Below are 19,720 nucleotides of genomic sequence, written 5' to 3' on the forward strand. Positions count from 1 at the left end.
TATTTTTATAAATATGATAGAATACTAAATAATATAGAAATTCTTAGCATAATTAAAGAAAGGCAACTCTAATGGCAAAGAAGAACAATACTAATATCGGCTTTGAAAAACAGATTTGGGATGCAGCTTGTGTTCTTTGGGGACATATTCCTGCTGCTGAATATAGGAAGGTAATTGTAGGTCTTATTTTTCTTCGTTACATTTCTAGTGCATTCGAAAAACGTTATGAGGAACTTTTAAATGAAGGTGATGGATTTGAGAATGACAGAGATGCGTATGTAGAAGAAAATATTTTCTTTGTACCAGAAGAAGCTCGATGGAGTAAGATTTCATCTGCCGCACACACACCTGAAATCGGTACAGTAATTGATGATGCTATGAGGGCAATTGAAAAAGAAAATACAAGCTTGAAGAATGTATTGCCTAAAAATTATGCTAGCCCAGATTTGGATAAAAGAGTACTGGGTGAAGTTGTAGACCTATTTACAAATGAAGTAAAAATGGATGGAACCGAGGCAAATAAAGATTTACTTGGTAGGACATATGAGTATTGTATTGCGCAGTTTGCTGCTTATGAAGGAACTAAGGGTGGTGAATTTTATACACCTTCAAGCATTGTAAAAACAATTGTTTCTATACTAAAACCGTTTAATAACTGCCGTGTATATGATCCCTGTTGTGGAAGTGGTGGCATGTTTGTGCAAAGTGAAAAATTTGTACAGGCTCATAGCGATAATCGGGGTAATATTTCTGTATATGGGCAGGAATCAAATGCAGATACATGGAAGATGGCGAAAATGAATATGGCAATAAGAGGAATTGATGCTAATTTTGGGTCTTATCATGCGGATACCTTTTTTAATGATATTCATAAGACACTTAAGTCAGATTTCATAATGGCAAATCCACCATTTAACCTTTCTAATTGGGGTGCAGATAAATTAAAGGACGATGTTAGATGGAAATATGGAATGCCTCCATCAGGCAATGCAAACTATGCATGGATACAGCATATGATTCATCACTTAGCACCGAACGGAAAAATAGGGTTGGTTCTTGCTAATGGAGCATTATCATCACAGTCTTCTGGTGAAGGAGAAATAAGAAAAAAGATTATAGAAGATGATCTTGTGGAAGGAATTGTAGCCTTGCCAACTCAGTTGTTTTATAGTGTTACAATTCCTGTAACATTGTGGTTTATTACTAAAAATAAAAAGCAAAAAGGAAAGACACTGTTTATAGATGCCAGAAAAATGGGTTTCATGGTCGATAGAAAGCACCGAGATTTTACTGAAGGCATCCAAGAGGATGGAAGTCTTGGAGATATCGATTTACTAGCAAAAACATTCGAAGATTTTCAGAATGGAGAATTAGAGGAGAAAAAAGGATTTTCTGCTATAGCAACAATAGACGATATAGCAAAACAAGACTATATCTTAACTCCCGGTCGATATGTGGGTATTGAAGAGCAAGAAGATGATGGAGAACCGTTTGAAGAGAAGATGAAGAGACTAACATCGGAGCTTTCTGATATGTTCAAAAAATCTCACGAATTGGAAGATGAAATCAGAAAGAAACTGGAGGCGATTGGATATGAAGTGTAATTGGCGTGTAAAAAAACTATCCGGAATTGCTCATATCAATCCCAAAGAAAGTATTGGTAAAGGCATTATGGCAAAAAAAGTACCAATGGATAAATTGCAACCGTTTTGTAGGGATATTCCAGAATTCATTTTGGAGGAGTATAAGGGTGGAACTAAATTTAGAAATAATGACACGATAATGGCAAGAATAACACCTTGTCTGGAGAATGGTAAAATTTCAAAAGTTTCTATTTTGGATGATGATGAAGTTGGTTTTGGATCAACTGAATATATTGTGTTTCGTGCTATCGAAGGTGTTAGTGATGCTGATTTTCTGTATTATTTGATTTGTAGCCCATTGGTTCGTAATCCAGCAATTAAATCTATGGTGGGGTCATCGGGTCGCCAAAGAGTACAAACTGATGTAGTTGCTGATTTGGATATAGAGTTGCCTAATATTGAAGAGCAAAGGAAAATCGGAAGCATACTAAAGGCTCTTGATGACAAAATAGCGTCGAATAATACGATAAACAATAATTTAGTAGCTTAAAGGTCGATTTTTGAGACATCCAGTTCGCCGGACATAAGCTGTGGTAGCAGACTATCTCTGGTATTTGCAAGAGTCTCGTTTTCAAACTCATTAGCTTGTATTGTTTCGGTAAGTGTCTTGAAAATTGGCATGTATTGAGCAAAAGTTTCGTTGTTATATATGAATTCGAACTTTGCAAGATCATTCATTACGATATAAGGAATTGCAGATCCTCGTGTTCCGCCCATAATTTTCTTACTTAATTCTAACTTGACGAACCAATAAAGCGGGAAGATATAGTCTGGATTGATATTATCAAGCAATGTACAAGCATATGTTCGCTGGTAGAGATCAAACCTTCCGTTATAAAAACGCGTGCGACCTGTGTATGCTCCATTACCTGAAACTATTATGGCATTGCCGTCATATATGTAACTATCAATCTGCAGAGCATCAGGAGCGCAAGTAAAAAATTTATACTGGCCGCAGTCAACAGATGCATTGGCATTCTTCTTTCCGGTAAAGATTGAGCAATACTCATCAAGGGTAGCTATTTTTCCTTGTGTCCCTGATTTAGGAGAAAAGAATTCCTGATAAAGAGCATCCGCATGCTGCTCTAAATTATTGTTTAGCATATAACATACCCATAACTTCTGTGGGTGGCAGAAGTTAATATCAGGGGACTTCCGCCCCATAGTCGTTCTCTAAGCTTAAATAAAGGAGGATTGACTGTGAAACAAGATTTAATCAAAGATATTGTTCAGGAAATGTTGCCATACTTGAACAATGCACAATGCGAAAAGCTACAAGAGATTTTGAAAAACACTCTTATAAGTTATGATGTAACAGAAAACAAGCAATATGAGAATAACTCAAAACAGAACTTTGTAGAATTGTTCTTATCAGCCAAACGTATAGAGGGTTGTTCCGAAAGATCTCTTAAATATTACAAAGCTACTATTGAAGCTATGCTTGATGAACTTAAAATAGATGTCAAGCACATAGTTACAGATGATATAAGAGGATATTTAACAGAATATCAGAAAAAGAAAAAATCAAGTAAGGTTACAATAGACAATATACGACGCATTCTTTCAAGTTTCTTCTCTTGGCTGGAAGATGAGGACTACATACTGAAAAGTCCAGTAAGACGCATACATAAAATTAAAACCGGCATAAGCATAAAGGAAACTTATTCCGATGAAGCATTGGAACTTATGAGGGATAATTGTACGGAACTGAGAGATTTGGCAATTATAGATATGCTTTCTTCAACGGGTATGCGCGTTGGAGAATTGGTACTGATTAACCGAAATGATATTGATTTCAATGAAAGAGAATGTATTGTTTTCGGAAAGGGTAGTAAAGAAAGAGTTGTTTATTTTGATGCAAGAACAAAGATTCATTTACAGAACTATCTTAACAGTAGAAAAGATGATAATCCTGCTCTGTTCGTATCATTAAAATCACCGCACGAAAGACTGAAAATTGGCGGTATAGAAACAAGACTTCGAGATTTTGGAAAACAATTAGGACTGCATAAGGTACACCCACATAAATTCAGGCGTACTCTTGCAACTATGGCAATAGATAAAGGTATGCCTATAGAGCAATTGCAGAAGCTTTTAGGACACAGTAAGATAGATACAACCTTGCAATATGCAATGGTAAAACAAAGCAACGTGAAAATTGCTCATCGAAAGTATATCGGATAGAGAGGAAAGTGAATATGGCTGAATGGATTGAATGTAAAATATCTGACATTGGTACGGTTATTGGTGGAGCTACTCCATCGACAAAGAAACCTGAGAATTATGAAAACGGAACTATTTCTTGGATAACACCGAAAGATTTATCCACATTCACTAGACGCTATATTCAGCGTGGCGAAAGAAATATTACTGAAATAGGATTGAAAAGCTGTTCTACGCAGTTGTTACCAAAGCATGCTGTATTGTTTTCCTCAAGAGCGCCTATTGGATATGTGGCTATTGCCGCAAATGAAGTTTGTACCAATCAGGGTTTTAAGAGTGTTGTTCCGAATGAAAATATCGACCCACTTTTCTTATATTATCTACTTAAATACAACAAAGATAAAATCGAGGGTATGGGAAGTGGAACAACATTCAAAGAAGTATCAGGAAACACAATGAAAAATATTGTTGTTTCTGTTCCAACAGCTAAGAAAGTGCAAGAGAGGATATCATCTATACTTGGTTCTATTGATGATAAAATCGAAGTAAATGAGAGCATAAACAATAATTTAGAGCAGCAAGCATCAGCACTTTATGAATCTTGGTTTGAAAATTTTGACCATACAAATGGTGTTTGTCCTGGTAATTGGAGCAATCAGATGCTTTCAACGATTGCTGATATTTCAAGTGGTAAGCGCCCACCTATAAAATCGGAAGTTTATAGTCAAGAAACACCTATTTCTATTGTTGGTGCTGCTTCTGTGATGGGTTTTACTTCTGAAGCAAACCATACAGATAAAATCCTTGTCACTGGTCGAGTTGGAACACACGGTGTCATTCAAAGATTTACTACTCCTTGCTGGACTTCAGATAACACTCTTGTGATAAAAAGTCCTTTTTACGAATTTACTAATCAAATTCTGCACAGAATTGATTATTCATCAATGAATCGAGGTTCAACACAGCCTCTTATCACACAGGGAGATATGAAAAATGTAGTTGTGTTAGTTCCAGACGAAGAAATACTTGCAAAATTTGAGGCACTTGCAGGTTCGCTGATGGCTCAATGGGAGGCAAATAACAACGAAAATGTTAAACTTACTTATTTAAGAGATATGCTTTTACCTAAATTAATCTCCGGCGAGCTTGATGTCTCCGAAATTGACCTCTAAGCCGTTAAATTATTGTTTATTATAGGAGGTAATGAATGAAATTTAGTGAAATAAAAAAGAATGCCTGCCCTCCTTTTGAAGAAGAAGATAGAGAATTACTACTGCTGTTTAGTTTCTTTCTCCATAAAGCACCTACAATTGACAGCAACCTTGCCCTAAAGAGTTATAAGGACAGTATAAAATGGAATAATTATATCCGAAATTGGAAAGAAAGCACATACAAGTTTTATGCTTCATAATTTCCTAAAGATAATGTTTTAAAGGATTACAAACTAGTGGAAACTGCTAAAATAAGCAATAAATATAGAACTTTTATTTGTGTAAAAAAAGATAAGGGAGAAAGCGATTATGAGTGTTTTGTAAGGCACGTAAGAAATTCAATTGCTCATGGATATGTCTACATTAATAAGCAAAAGAATAGAGTATATATATTACTAGAGGATTATAATTCAAATAAAAATAAACAAGCTATTATATTAGTTTCAAAAACGGACTTAATTAAATTAAAAAAAGAAATTGAAAAGGAAATATAAATGTTTACAGAAGCAGATTATGAAAATTCAATAATTGAGCTATTTCAAAATGAATTGGAATATGATTATGTTTATGGTCCTGATATTGAAAGAGACTTTAGCAGTCCACTATATGACGATGTTTTGATGGAATCTCTATATCGTTTGAATAGAGGACTACCTGATGATGCTATCCAGGATGCTATATTCAAACTAAAAAACTTTGAAAATGGGGAACTTGTTCAGAAGAACACTGTCTTTATGGATTATCTGCAAAACGGTATTCCTGTAAGATATTTTTCAGACGGAAAAGAATTTTTCTCTATCGTTTATCTTGCTGATTACAAAAATCCATATAATAACTCATTCATAGTAGCTAACCAATGGACATTTATTGAAAATAGTAACAAGCGTCCAGATATAATTTTATTCTTAAATGGTTTGCCAATTGTGTTAGTTGAGCTCAAATCTCCTTCGCGTGAAGAGACGGATGCTTCAGAAGCGTATAGACAGATTCGCAACTACATGAAGGAAATTCCATCTATGTTTGTTTACAATGCTATTTGCGTCATGAGTGATCAAGTGACATCAAAAGCGGGTACGATTACATCTGGTGAAGATCGTTTTATGGAGTGGAAGACAAAGAATGGAGACTACGAGGAGACTAAGTATGCGCAGTTCGATACTTTCTTTGAAGGTATGTTTCAAAAAGAAAGATTGCTTGATTTAATTAAAAACTTCATCTGCTTCTCTAACGAGGGAATTAAAACATTTAAAATTCTTGCAGGATATCATCAATATTTTGCTGTAAGAAAAGCAATTGAATCAACAAAACGAGCAACCATTACCGACGGTAAAGGTGGTGTATTTTGGCATACACAGGGGAGTGGCAAATCGCTTTCAATGGTTTTTTATGCTCGCTTATTGCAGGATGCATTGGATAGCCCAACATTAGTGGTATTAACTGATAGAAATGATCTTGATGATCAGCTTTATAGTCAGTTTTCTAAATGCAAGGATTTCTTAAGACAAGTGCCGGTGCAAGCAGAAAGCAGGGAGAACCTCAAAAGCTTACTTGCAGGGAGACAGGCAAATGGTATTATCTTTACCACAATGCAGAAATTTGAAGAATCATATGAACCTCTATCTGAACGTCATAATATCATAGTTATGGCTGATGAGGCGCATAGAAGTCAATATGGACTCACTGAGAAAATTAAGATTACAAAAAATAAAGATGGCGAAGAAGTTGCTAAATGTATTGTTGGCACTGCAAGAACTATACGAAATACACTTCCTAATGCTACATATATTGGATTTACGGGTACTCCTATTTCGTCTAAAGATCGAAATACACGTGAAGTGTTTGGAGATTATATAGATATATACGATATGACACAGGCAGTTGAGGATGGTGCAACTCGCCCTGTTTATTATGAGAGTCGTGTAATAAAATTAAACCTCGATCAAGCTACATTAGATTTAATTGATGCAGAATATGATCTTATGGCACTTCACTCGGATGAGAGAGTGATTTCTAAGAGCAAACGTGATTTAGGTAAAATGGAAGTGCTTCTGGGAAATGACAATACAATCAACTCTCTTGTTTGTGATATTCTAAATCACTATGAAAATAATCGTGAGAACTTGCTTACTGGCAAGGCGATGATTGTTGCATATTCGCGTCCAATAGCAATGAAAATATATAAGCGGATACTAGAACTTAGACCCGGCTGGTCAGAAAAAGTTGGGCTTATTATGACGTCTGCAAACAAGGACCCTGAAGAATGGAGACAAATTATTGGAAATAAGCGCCACAAAGAAGAGCTTGCAAAAGAGTTTAAAGATAATAATGGAAAAATGAAGATCGCCGTAGTTGTCGATATGTGGCTTACGGGTTTCGATGTACCATCTCTTGCTACCATGTATGTATATAAGCCAATGGTCGGACATAATCTTATGCAAGCAATTGCACGGGTTAATCGTGTTTTTCGTGATAAAGAAGGTGGGCTAATTGTTGATTACGTTGGAATTGCTACTGCTTTGAAACAAGCGATGAATGAGTATACTGCTCGTGATCAAAAGAACTACGGCGATACTGACATTGCAAAGGTCGCATATCCTAAATTTTTGGAGAAGCTGTCTATTTGTCGTGATAAGTTTCATGGATATGATTACTCAAAATTTATAAATGGAACAGATCTTGAGCGCGCAAAAGCCATAACGGGTGCAGTTAACTTTATTATGGGCAGAGAAAAAGTTGATGATAAAGATTCTTTTGTAAAAGAAGCACTTATGCTTCATCAAGCACTCTCACTGTGTTCATCGATAGTGGATGAAGGTGGTAGGTTTGAAGCGGCATTTTTTGAGGCAGTACGTGTAGTAGTTCTCAGATTGAGTAATAGTGGCACAGACCAGAAGCTCCCATTACATGAAATAAACAAAAGAATAAGTGAACTTTTGCAGCAGAGTATTAAAAGCGATGGGGTGATAAACTTATTTTCAGATATCAAAGAGGAGTTCTCTCTATTTGATCCAAAATTTCTACAAGAAGTAGCAAATATGAAAGAAAAAAATCTAGCAATTGAACTGCTGAAGAAGTTGATTGCGGAACAAATATCTGTGTATCTCAGAACAAATATTGTAAAAGCTGAAAAGTTTAGTGAAATTCTAAAGAAATCACTAAATGCTTATCTTAATGGAATGATTACAAACGAATCTGTAATTGAAGAGCTTCTTAATTTAGCTAAACAGATTGCAAAATCACAAAATGAAGGAGAAGAGCTAGGTCTTACAGCTGATGAACTTGCTTTCTATGATGCATTGACAAAACCTCAGGCAATTAAAGACTTTTATGAAAACGAGGAACTTATAGCAATTACAAAAGAGCTTGCAGATGCATTACGAAAGAATAATACAATTGACTGGCAAAAGAGAGAATCTGCAAGGGCAACAATGCGTATGCAGATAAAGAGGCTGCTAAAAAAACATAGATATCCTCCTGAAGGAATGGAAGATGCGGTACAGACGGTTATGACACAGTGTGAACTGTGGACAGATAATTTTGATTATGGAGAGGATTTAAATCACTATGTAATAAGTGATAGCAAAGAAAAAGTGTTATCGTTAGTAGCAGAAAATACGGAAATATATAATTAATAAATACAATTGAACTAATCAAGGACAAGGGAAAAAGAACAGTGATTTTGTTTTCGTTTGACTTTGATTATAATGATTAGACGTTTAAAAAAAGGAGAATACATTGGACAAAAAACAGTTAAAATCTATTGGCAATACAATTCTAGGTCTTTCAGTAGTTTTGATAGGTGGATATTTTATTTTTCGTATCTTCATAGCATCAATAAGTAGTATTAGAAACTTTATTACTACGTTAAGCAACATGGATGCAGTTGTCATTGTAGCGCTAATAACCGGTAGTCTATCGTTTCTAAGCGTTTTCATAAGTTCTATCGTTTCTAAAATCTTAGAATACAAACAAAATACGAAAAGATATTTATATGAGAAAAAAGAAGCACCATATTCAGAATTTATTGATATGGTTTATAGAATTCAGGCTAATATTGATAATGAAGAATATAATAACGAAGGGTTAGTGGACGATGTATATAGTTTTTCTAAAAAATTAACATTATGGGGATCGAATGAAGTAATAAAAAAGTGGCTTGAATTTCGCGAACTAAGCTTAAATCAGGAAGATGATAGTGATAATGAAAATAATAATCTTATTAAACTTGAAGAGATAATATTTGAAATCAGAAAAGATATGGGCCAAAAACAGCGTGGCCTAAAGCAAGGTGATATATTAAAATTTTTTATAACAGATGTCGATTATTATATTGGTGAGAATAAAAAAGACAAATAGAGACTGTATCCTTACCCAAATGTAAACTTTCTGAAATACTAACCACACAAGAAAATTCTTATTTCAAAAACAACTGATTTTTTGAAATAAGAATGAGATATTCTCAAGTAAAAATAGAATCCAATATTAAAGGATTGGATTCTATAAAATATTGTGAATTTAAATTAGTAGGTTTTACTTTATATTTTTAGAAAGCAGGGCTAATAATGCATCGTTATCATTTGAGCCATCAACTTTGACTAACCCCGTGTCAACTCTGCTAAATAGTGCATTCATTATTATTAATCTCTCATCTTTGTCTATATCTGTTCCTGCATACGTCAACGACTGATAGAATCTGGTCAAAGCTGCTTTCTGACGGTACTCAGTAGCTAAATGATGATTTGATAGTACAATTTTTATCAACACTCTTACTACATAAATGAAGAATGATATTACTGAAACAAGTATAAATGATCTAGATATAAAAGGTGCTTCCTTGAGATTTCCTAGTGAATAATCGTGTAGTACGATAATGAACCGCGATGAAGCAATAATTAAAGCTACTGAAGTTAAAATCAGGCCCACTGACCAATAAGTTGCACTTTTTTTATGCTCTTCTGCACGATCTCTCCAAAGCTGCTCTGGTGCCTCTAACTTTAACTTGTTTTTATATGTTTCTTCCAAATCGTTGATTTTTTTCTCTTTGTCATCATTCCAAGTTTCAATAGCGTTTTGAAATTCATTTAGTTCATGAACCTTATCATCAAACAGTTTCTGAATTTCATTATGTTTTTTTTCTGCAAGTATTGTAATGTCTTCATATTGCTTATTAGCATCGCATTCAATTTCATGTAATCTATTAGATAATGGAGTTATTTTATTTGATTCAAAATCCGAAAAATCATCAGCTATATTTGAAAAAATTTGCCACATATAATACAAGGCAGGGAAGTACGAATAAGGTGTAGAATTTGGAAGATGGGTTCCAACTTTATAAGGATTGTTACAAATATCTATATATGTACTTACTGCTAATACTAAATTTTCTTTATATTGACTTACATAAAAAGAAACGAAATCTTTAATTTTACAAAATTCTTTATCTTCGTCTATAGGGGATTCAAGCGAAATTATGTAAACTGTTTTTCCTGGTTCTCGTTCTTCTCTCGAAGATGTTAGTGTGCTACATAGATGTGAATTTACTTCATTTATCTCTAAAGTCTCAGCATTAGAAAAGTAATCCCTAACTGAATTAATTTTATCATTCAAATCTTTCCATAATATGAAAAATGTATTTGAGTCATCTTCAGATATTGATTTCCAATAATTGAAATTTCGCTTAACTATTCTTTCTAACTCGTCAAATTTATATACCGATGTATATGTATCAAAAGAAATCGTGTAGTTATCACTTATTAAAAATCTGAAGGAGATACTTGGATTTATTCGAATAGATATCTGTTTATGTGATAAACTCATTATCCACCTCACTTTTAAAAAATTAAAATTTAATTGTTTTATACATTAACTGTGCTTATGAAAATATAAAACTAATTATGAGCTCTATTGTATATAACTACACCCCCTACTCACACATCGCCATCTCAACACTATCGAGATACTGACATAGTGACTTATTAAACTTCTCATAATCAGCATACGCAAATTCCTCAGTAGCCTGCGCGATATTGACATACACAGTCTTAGACTGGTTATAAAAAGTAATCATCAGTGGCAGCTTGAATACCGTCGAAAATCCTCTAACAGTTAGATAGCTAGCTTCCTCTATATTCATGATGTCATCCTTCGAATGAGCACCTGTCAGATGATCATCCGTTAATATCTGAGCTGGCATCTCCTTGCTATCATAGTAATCGTACATCTTGGCAGCAGCCTTGCAGATTCCCTCCCAGCCGGTAGCATACGTAAGATTCCACTGCGACAATAGCCAGTTCCCATCCGCTCTTACTCCGATTAATAGCATCTTAACCTCCTGACCCATACCACTAGGTATGTATCCAATATTTGCTGACTATAGAGTAAACCCATTATCATTCATTTTCAACCATCTAGTGCAAATAACTCTTCGCATGCATATATACACGACAATCCGCATAGTTTCACTTTGCCCTGTAATTTTAGTATAATACTATGTAATAGACATAGAGATTACAGAACATAGGATATTACCTACTTAAAGATACTAGTGATATTCGCTAGAAATTGCATACCGTTTGTACATAACAGAGCGAGCACCAAAAGGAGGAAAACTATGAATACCAAGATGAAGCTAAGATCAGCGATTGCGATTTTACTATCCGCATTGCTCATCTTATCTATCGCAGGCTGCAGCAAGAAGTCGCCTAAGAAAGAGGAGAAGAAGACGTCGAAGCCGAAAGTCACTGAGAAGCAAGAGAAGAATAGGAAAGCTGCGTATAGCGCATATAAGAACGTCATCGAGCAAAACGCTACGGCGATAAAAGCCTACTCGTGGCAGACCGTTCCAGGGAAGGAGACGTATAATACTAGAGGCATAGATAGGCCCATATCGCTTTGCGACATAGATGGTGACAAGATACCAGAGCTTTTCTTCTTTGCATCACAGAATCAGGGAATCGCGAGGTTGCACATATACACCTTTAATGGCAAAGAAGCAGTAGAACTCAGTTACGCCGGATTTGATGACGGTGTTAATGGCAGCAAGCTGTCTGACATAATGGCTGGTGCTGGTACTTCTTATGTCGTGTATAAGGGCAAAGAGTCAAATACTCTATACATATATGATTCAAACGGCGATGATTACATGCAGTATAATATCCATAGATACGTGATGAAGAATTCAAAGCTTGAGCTTGTTGAAATTCTATCTAACCGCGTTGGACAAGATGATTCGGGAAATACTTCGGATATATATAAGAGAAACGGTAAAACCGTGCCAGGTGCACAAGGAGCCAAATCTTTTACAACTTCGTTCGCACAGTTTGATAAGGCCATTATATTTAGCACCTATAGAGAAGAGAACAACGTATCTCTATGGAAGAAGTTCAGCTTCGATGGGGCACTCTGCATCTCGTATGATCAGGCGATAGCTAAGCTGAGTAAATAAGCCTTTGCAAGCTTAAATATTATCTAAGAGAGGCAGTGCCTCTCTTTTTCATTTCTTCATTCTATGAAATTCTGTTAAATTATCTACTATATATGCTACAATAATCATTACCGCGCTGGTATACGTCTCTGTGATATGAAATTATAGGAAAAGAGAATTTATGATTAAGAACGGAGCTATTTTCATCATGCTTTCCGGCACCCTCTGGGGCACGACCGGAATTTATTCACATCTATATAGAGCGTACGGCATCCCACCAGTGACGATGTCAATCCTGAGAGTGTTATGTGCAATGCTCGTCATCCTGCCGTTCATGATCATGAAAGGGCGAAAGAGTTTTAAACTCAGTAGGCGTGGTTTCAAGATAGCCTGCGTGCAGGGCGTAATCACACAGGCTGTGTTCAACGTGGCGTACTTCACAGCTATTGGTAAACTCGGCATGGCTAGCGCAGTCGTGCTCGTCTACACATCCCCGATAATCGTGGCGATTATGTCGTACTTTATATTTAAGGAAAAGCCTACCCTGAGAAAAGCCATCGCCATGTGCGTGACCATCATGGGAGTTGCATTCACGGCGACAGGGGGAGTGTTCGACCCAGGGAAGCTGTCTCTTTATGGCATATTCATGGGACTTATATGCGGATTCTGCTTTGCAAGTCTAGCGATTACTAGTAGACTTGGCGGAAAGTCGGAAGATACGACAGCGATGACATTCTATACGATGGTATTTGGGCTCATCGCTCTTTTGATATACGGATCCATAGTTGGGATTGGTGAATTTCATGCGGACGGAAAGATGGCGCTGATAAGTATAATCAATGGCTCGACATCTGTTGCCCTCCCATACTTCATGTACGGCTTCGCGATAACGAGGCTTAAGCACGTATCGTACGCACCGATATTATCCTCGGTGGAAAATGTCGCAGCGACGCTATTTGGCACACTGCTATTCGGGGAAGAGCTCGGCCCATGGAGGGTTGTTGGTATCGTGCTGGTTATTACATCGATAGCGATGATTAACATGCCAGAAAGCTCAAAATGCACCCTAAAATCACCTGGATGCGAATAACGCAAGGCTAAAAAGTACCCCAAAACGGAAAAAATTTGCACAATTTTTGATTTAATATTCACTATTTCCGAAAACATGCAGACAAAGTATAAAAATAAGGTTATACTACCTACATGAGAACTATAAAACTTATCACGCAGTAAACCTCTCGCACCTGCAAGCATGGTAGTGAGATGAGAATAAGTGAGGAGACCCTTATGATCAGCATCTTTGATACCGATATTGTGACTTTCGAAAAGCCTAAGTACACATTAGAGATTCGTAGTGACGGCTTCACCTACACGCATAAGAAGAAGGGTGTGCTGAACGTTAGTTTTGACGATATACTGACCATTATCACGACGAACTACTTCAATTCCAATGGCAGCTATATTATTAATCTGGTTAGTGTAGATCCTAAGCAGAAGATGATAGATATAACCTTGGATGAGGATTATGGCTATGAGACTCATAATATCAAGGAGACTAAGACTCTTCTTACTGCCTTTGCTGCACATAAGCTCACCAAGGACTTTCCTAATAACATCGGTGAGTTAGACCTCACACTTGGCACATCTCTCAAGGAGAAGCAGATAAAGCTCCGCGGTAACAAGATTATAGGTGCCAAGCACGAGATAGATATCAATGATATTAAGCGAGTAGTATGCGTAGTAGGTGCAGTTGGTAGTTTCGGAGTATACACTAGCGAGACCAAGAAGGGCTTGTTCGATAAGCCGGACATTTCAGTTCCGATTAACTCTGTAACAGCTCCACTCCTAGAGTCGATAGTTACTAAGAATACAGGCAAAGGAATAGATTTCAGCAGGGGTAATAACTGGGATCAGAAGAACTCTGAATTCATAATTATTCGCTTTATGGAACCAGGCTTCTTCCTTACTGATAGGGATTCTATCAAGGAAGAGTGGCAGAAGATTGCCTTTGATAGAGTAGTCAAGTATGGATATTTCATCAATGGCGATATGTAATTAATTTGCTATTATCATTCTTTCAGATACACACTGTTAAAGGGACGAGCCACAGGCTCGTCCCTTTAATTGCTCTACTATTTTGTTCTAAAACCCTATAAATATCCTTAAATAAGTAAAATTATTGGTTCAAAAAAATATTGCATGTTTGTGCAATTTGCATTAAAATACAATATACATTAGTTCAATTTAACTAACTTTTGTAAAATATATCTAACTTATTTAAAATTTTCATACTCATTCATAGGAGGAAAGATGAAGACAAATGGTTTCAAGGGAGTGTTGTCCTTTGTCGTAGCTGTGGCTGTTACCGCCGCTATGGCTTATTCGGCTGTTACGGTCGTAGAGAAGAACAATGCTGCCAAAGAGAAGGCTGCCAAGGAAGCTCAGGCAATTGGGTCAGAGGTTTCCACTGAAGGTCTTAAGGATGGAGAATACGAGGGTACTGCAACCGGTTACGGTGGACCCCTTACTGTTCGCATCACCGTTAAGGGTGGAAAGCTGACAGATATCAAGGTTGTATCCCAGACAGAAACGCCAGAGTATTTTAACAGGGCGAAAGCTGTCATAGGCAAGATACTGAGCAGTGGCAATGTAAATGTTGACTCTGTTTCAGGAGCGACTATCTCTTCGAATGCGATTAAGAAGGCAGTTGCTGATGCTCTAAGCAAGGCTGGATCGAAGCAACAGGCGAAGGTAACGCCAGTCAAGAAAGATGCTAGATCTGCGAAGGGAAGAAAGGGTAATGCAGCAGGAACTTTTTCAATCGGAAGTGCTAACCTGAACGACGGTGTGTACACTGGTTCGGGTCAGGGCTACAATGGTCCGATAAGAGTTCGCGTAACCGTTTCTGGCGGTAATATTACTAATGTTGAAATACTTTCAAATAGTGATGATGCCCCATTCTTTAATCGTGCAAAGGCGGTAATCGGTAGATTGCTCGGAAGTCCAGGCAAGAGCGTGGATACTGTTTCTGGTGCTACATACTCTAGCCGCGGTATTATCGATGCCGTGAGAAATGCACTTTCAGGTGCAGGCAAGACTAGTGTTGCTAACACCAGCAGTAGCACAAACACACCTGCTGCGCCGGATAATAAGCCAAGCGAGGACAATGTATCTCCAGCGGTTAACCCTGAGACAGGAGATCCTGCATATGTAGATGCAGCGCTTCGTAAGCATTATCCAGGAGATAAGCTAAAGGATGGAGACTATACTGGAATCGGTATCGGATATCTCAATCCAGGTGGAATCAAGACTTATATTACGGTAAAGGATGGCGAGATATCGTCTCTAAGGGTCGGCGTAGGTGACGATTACCGCGATGACATGGGACCATTTAGAAGCCAGGCGGAGAACGTGATACCGTTCCTGCAGGGTAAGGACGGTCGCTGGAATATCGCGAAGCTGGGATTATACCGTGAGTACTTTGAAGCTATAAGGAAGAGCGCTGATCCTAAAGCTAAGGTCAAGGAGCTCCTTGGCGATAAGTATGTCGGCATGCTAAATGGTCTATCTGGAAATAACACAGTGTCTGACCTAACGCTCATGTCGCGCGCTGTAAAGGCTTACATGAACGACCGCTATGAGGGCAAAAAGATGTTCGATAGCGTGAGTGGTGCAACGATTAGTGCGAGTGGAATTTCGGCTGCTACCAAGGAAGCTAGCAACAAATCAGCAAACGATTACATGACTAACTCTGGGATTAAGGAGATTTCAATTGTATCTCCTAAGTCGAAAGCGGTAGAAGTAAATACAGGTAGCCCAGTCGACTTCTCGAATCTTAAGGTTAAGGTCGTTAAGCGAGACGGAACAGAATCGGAAGTAGCATGGAATGATTTTGAAGCAAACGGATTCAGCATCACAGATGAGGACGGAAATGCAATCGAGAACGGTAGCGACCTCAAGGCTTACGGTGATAAGAAGGTCATCAAGGCAAAGGTTATTCATAAGCAGTCGCTCTCATACGATAACTTCAGAATCCTCGTTGGTCGCTATAGCAAGGACTACATCATTGGACTCGAGTACAGCAAGGACGGATCAAAGTGGTATAAGGCTGATACCTTAAATAAGGACTCTATAGATAGCAACAAGATCGATGATCAGCAGGTTATCGATGCACCTACTTCGTTTGAGTTTGAGAATGTAAAGGTGCGCCTAGTATCCAAGGAAGGTCACCGCTACGAGTACACAGCGGATCAGACACCTGTCAGCAAAAAGGTAAGATATGCAGTGGTTAAGGATGAGAATCCTAATGCACCGCAGGCGCTGTTCGTAACGTTCAAGCTATCTGGTACAGAAGCAGATAAGCAGCTCGTAGAGAATAATAGTGGAAATACTGAAAACCCAGAACCTACTGAGAATCTCCCAGAGGTTAAGGTAGACAGCAAGGTAATCGAGACAGTACTCGATGAGCCAGGCAGGCCTAAGTGGACACAGGGTGTTCCAATTAAGCCAGCTACAGTTACAAGCCTCGACAAGGATGCAGAGATGGTAGCTTCGATCGAGGGGCTGCCTAAGGGTCTATCCTTTGACGGAACAACAATCACTGGCACACCAGTCGTGGATGACGACAACTGGGATGGCGATGACGGAATGTTTAAGACAGTAACTATGAAGTTTAAAGCTAAGAAGAACGGCAAACTTCTAGTTAGAGAATACAAGTACTGGATTTATAGAGATAAAGACCACGACGGAATCGCGGATGATGACGAGGATGGCGGAACATCATTTACACCGCAGAGAGTAAATGCAAAACCTATCGACGTAGATGGAAAAGCACCTACACTCGAAGATTACAAGGCTAAGTTCAGCAACATCCCAGCGGACGGTTCTGTGAAGGTTAAACTATTACAGAAGCCTGACCTGTCAAAGAAGGGCATGACCAAGGCGGTGCTCGAGTTCTCAGTTGATGGAATCGACAAGAAGAGCAAGGCATTCGTTATGGTGAATGTTAAAACACCGGTTTCTAGTGCGACAACATCAGCCGTTACGAGTGGAACAACTAGCACGAGAAGTGCAGTAACTGCTGCGATCTCTGGAAATTCTAGCGTAGAGACTAGAGATAGCGGAAAGGCTAACAAGAGAGAAGATATACAGAAGCCAGCAGAGAGCAAGGTAGTAGCAGAAAACTCTGCTGCGGCTGAGACGGAAAGGACGGTATCGTGAACTTAATATTTGGAATCGCAGTGACTGTCATATTCTATATTCTGACAGCAGATGCAATTAAGAAGCACCCAGGGGCTTTTTATCTAGGCATATACGTATGGTGCGGAGCGGTAGTTCTATATTACAACTACGGTTATGTTCAAAAGTTCCCAGAGTGGTTTAACGTGTACTTTATGGACATGTTCGTTAGAGGTATATTCACTACGGCTACATTTATGGTAGTTATGTACCTTGGTGTAATCACTAAGCACAACAAGCTCTCTCGTAAGCTGATGAGTGTGCGCGGAGAGATTTCTATCATCGGAAGCTTGCTAACATTAAGCCACAACGTGGTTTTCGGAGTTCATTACTTCCCGATGCTGTTTACAAATCCAAAGGCTATGCCTACTAGAGAGCTAATCGCATCATCAATCACTCTGTGCCTGCTAGCTATGCTTATTCCTCTCTTCATCACCTCATTTAAGGTGGTTCGTCGCAAGATGAGTGGTAAGACTTGGAAAAAGATTCAGCGCATGGCATATCCGTTTTTCATCGGAATCTATGTACATATAATGGTGCTGTACTCGGCAGATGTGAAGTCTCATATAACCGGAATAGTTGTTTATACATTGATTTACGGTAGTTACGTAGTACTAAGGCTCAGAAAGGCAGCGCTAAAGAGCAGAAAGCTCAAGGCGGCTACAGCATAAATACGATAGCTTTCATAGTCTATACATAAAATAAAGTATCAAACAGGGGCTGGTCTCATTTGAGACCAGCCCTGTGATGTTTCATATTATTAATACTTGTAACTAGGCACAAGTTCCTTAAGCGTAGGCATGATGCCTATATTGCCAGGAGTCTGCCCTGGTAGCTGCCAGAAATCGTGAGCGCAGTACACGTTGCCCTCGATGATAGCAGGCCCAGTAGGAGTAACAGCGACGTCCCATCCAACGTATCTGATCTGTGGAACCTCCATAGCTGCTTTAAGAATCATTTCCTTGGCCTCCTTGAAAAGAGGTGTCTTAAAACCTACTAGCTTCTCATGTGTGTTAGGATGCTCAGTGTATAGTCCCTCAGCCTTAGTATCCCCAGAGTGTGCAGGGAATAGGAACTCACCAGTCTCTAGGTCAACTGGTCCATGAACTCCGTAGTTATCTACAACTCTGCCATTGATACCGAACTTCTGTACTGCGTAAATAAGGTGTGGCTTGCCGTCATCACCGATAATCGTGATCATACGCATCGTATTGGCACTGCCGGAATATACCTTGTCGAGATCAGGATGATTCTCAATTACACCCTCGAGAGTACCAAATCCCTTTTCCTTGATATATGAATAGAATGCGTCGAAATTCTCAAAGTCAGAAGTAACAAGTCTCTCGCAGCCTATGCCGCATTCGAGATCCTTCATCTTGCAGAAAACCTTGTCTTTTCTGTTGAAATACGCCTCTACCTCGTCCTTAGTCGCAGTCTCGAGTTCGATGAAGTCACGACCGATGTATTCCTTGAACTTCTCATTAAATTCATCCTTGTTATCAAAGAAATGTGCGTAAGCAGGGTCATTCATCTGAGATACAAGCTTCTTGCTTCTGAATCTCGTGAGATAAGTGTCTCTCTCTGCATCGGTTTTGTCCCAGAACTGGAAAATCACATAATCATAATAACCAGCATCGAATTTTCTCATGCAGTGTACGATGTCCATTGCGCACGCAAGCTTGTTCTTCCCAGAGATTCTGTGTGCTTCGTTGACACAGTCTGTGAACTTCTTGAAGCTCGCATTCTTTAGTACTCTTAGTCCGTACTTTAGTTTGCTTTCGCCCATATAAATTCCTCGTTTCATAAATCGTAAATTTTTAGTTTATCTTTAATATTTTATATCAGGTAATAGTTATAAATCAAATGTTTATTGGGCAAATTCATGAACCGCAAAATGTCCAATGCCTATCGGTCTATGGTATCATAAGCATATTGAATTTAAGATAAAGAAGTTAATAAGATTATGCAGTTAATAAGATTATGCAGTTAAAAGAAATTGATAACGGCACTGCAATCGATAGCAGCACTGCGAGAGTCGTGGG

At 38.2% G+C, this 19,720-nt stretch carries 17 protein-coding genes; 13 read left to right on the forward strand and 4 right to left on the reverse strand.

Features of this window, described 5'->3' with window-relative positions:
- Positions 1-71 precede the first annotated feature (71 nt).
- The gene (locus tag Q7O90_RS04085) at positions 72-1,604 is read left to right on the forward strand and encodes a type I restriction-modification system subunit M (RefSeq protein WP_304127817.1); all 1,533 of its coding nucleotides are present in this window, start codon (positions 72-74) and stop codon (positions 1,602-1,604) included.
- On the forward strand, positions 1,594-2,133 hold the full coding sequence (locus Q7O90_RS04090; RefSeq protein WP_304127818.1) for a restriction endonuclease subunit S: 540 nt from the start codon (positions 1,594-1,596) through the stop codon (positions 2,131-2,133). Before Q7O90_RS04085 ends, Q7O90_RS04090 begins: the two co-directional genes overlap by 11 nt.
- Here the strand turns inward: Q7O90_RS04090 and Q7O90_RS04095 are convergent.
- The gene (locus Q7O90_RS04095; RefSeq protein ID WP_304127820.1) at positions 2,130-2,747 is read right to left on the reverse strand and encodes a restriction endonuclease subunit S; all 618 of its coding nucleotides are present in this window, start codon (positions 2,745-2,747) and stop codon (positions 2,130-2,132) included. The genes Q7O90_RS04090 and Q7O90_RS04095 overlap by 4 nt on opposite strands.
- 96 nt (positions 2,748-2,843) lie before the next feature.
- Here Q7O90_RS04095 and xerA point away from each other — a divergent pair, with 96 nt between their 5' ends.
- The 6 genes from xerA to Q7O90_RS04125 all read left to right on the forward strand — a co-directional run bounded on the left by xerA (position 2,844) and on the right by Q7O90_RS04125 (position 9,373).
- Positions 2,844-3,827, forward strand: coding sequence for a site-specific tyrosine recombinase/integron integrase (xerA, locus tag Q7O90_RS04100; RefSeq protein WP_304127822.1), 984 nt, complete (start codon positions 2,844-2,846; stop codon positions 3,825-3,827).
- 14 nt (positions 3,828-3,841) lie between these two features.
- The gene (locus Q7O90_RS04105) at positions 3,842-4,978 is read left to right on the forward strand and encodes a restriction endonuclease subunit S (protein ID WP_304127825.1); all 1,137 of its coding nucleotides are present in this window, start codon (positions 3,842-3,844) and stop codon (positions 4,976-4,978) included.
- A gap of 35 nt (positions 4,979-5,013) precedes the next feature.
- Positions 5,014-5,217, forward strand: coding sequence for a hypothetical protein (locus Q7O90_RS04110; RefSeq protein ID WP_304127827.1), 204 nt, complete (start codon positions 5,014-5,016; stop codon positions 5,215-5,217).
- Positions 5,218-5,253: 36 nt separating this feature from the next.
- Entirely contained in the window at positions 5,254-5,511 is a 258-nt protein-coding gene (locus tag Q7O90_RS04115) for a hypothetical protein (RefSeq protein WP_304127829.1), read from the forward strand.
- Entirely contained in the window at positions 5,512-8,649 is a 3,138-nt protein-coding gene (locus Q7O90_RS04120) for a type I restriction endonuclease subunit R (RefSeq protein WP_304127831.1), read from the forward strand. It begins immediately after the preceding gene.
- Between the two features lie 103 nt (positions 8,650-8,752).
- Positions 8,753-9,373 (forward strand): hypothetical protein, encoded by a 621-nt coding sequence (locus Q7O90_RS04125; RefSeq protein WP_304127834.1) that lies wholly within the window; start codon positions 8,753-8,755, stop codon positions 9,371-9,373.
- 174 nt (positions 9,374-9,547) lie between these two features.
- Here Q7O90_RS04125 and Q7O90_RS04130 read toward each other — a convergent pair whose 3' ends face one another.
- Positions 9,548-10,834, reverse strand: coding sequence for a DUF6161 domain-containing protein (locus Q7O90_RS04130; RefSeq protein ID WP_304127835.1), 1,287 nt, complete (start codon positions 10,832-10,834; stop codon positions 9,548-9,550).
- A gap of 106 nt (positions 10,835-10,940) precedes the next feature.
- Complete coding sequence (locus Q7O90_RS04135; protein ID WP_304127838.1) at positions 10,941-11,339, reverse strand: hypothetical protein; 399 nt, start codon at positions 11,337-11,339, stop codon at positions 10,941-10,943.
- Positions 11,340-11,627: 288 nt separating this feature from the next.
- On the opposite strand from Q7O90_RS04135, the gene Q7O90_RS04140 reads away from it, so the two are divergent.
- From Q7O90_RS04140 to Q7O90_RS04160, 5 genes are all read left to right on the forward strand, one after another.
- Entirely contained in the window at positions 11,628-12,461 is an 834-nt protein-coding gene (locus tag Q7O90_RS04140) for a hypothetical protein (protein WP_304127841.1), read from the forward strand.
- A 160-nt stretch (positions 12,462-12,621) separates the two neighbouring features.
- A complete protein-coding gene (locus Q7O90_RS04145) occupies positions 12,622-13,530 on the forward strand; it encodes a DMT family transporter (RefSeq protein WP_304127843.1) in 909 nt (302 codons plus the stop codon).
- Positions 13,531-13,727: 197 nt separating this feature from the next.
- Positions 13,728-14,495, forward strand: a complete 768-nt coding sequence (locus tag Q7O90_RS04150; RefSeq protein ID WP_304127845.1) for a hypothetical protein — start codon at positions 13,728-13,730, stop codon at positions 14,493-14,495.
- Positions 14,496-14,750: 255 nt separating this feature from the next.
- Positions 14,751-17,660, forward strand: coding sequence for an FMN-binding protein (locus tag Q7O90_RS04155; protein ID WP_304127847.1), 2,910 nt, complete (start codon positions 14,751-14,753; stop codon positions 17,658-17,660).
- A complete protein-coding gene (locus Q7O90_RS04160; protein WP_304127850.1) occupies positions 17,657-18,349 on the forward strand; it encodes a hypothetical protein in 693 nt (230 codons plus the stop codon). Before Q7O90_RS04155 ends, Q7O90_RS04160 begins: the two co-directional genes overlap by 4 nt.
- 89 nt (positions 18,350-18,438) lie before the next feature.
- On the opposite strand, the gene Q7O90_RS04165 is transcribed toward Q7O90_RS04160, so the two are convergent.
- Positions 18,439-19,464, reverse strand: coding sequence for a sugar-transfer associated ATP-grasp domain-containing protein (locus Q7O90_RS04165; RefSeq protein ID WP_304127853.1), 1,026 nt, complete (start codon positions 19,462-19,464; stop codon positions 18,439-18,441).
- Positions 19,465-19,720 lie beyond the last annotated feature (256 nt).

This window comes from Mogibacterium diversum (assembly GCF_938028775.1).
Taxonomy (GTDB): domain Bacteria; phylum Bacillota; class Clostridia; order Peptostreptococcales; family Anaerovoracaceae; genus Mogibacterium; species Mogibacterium diversum_A.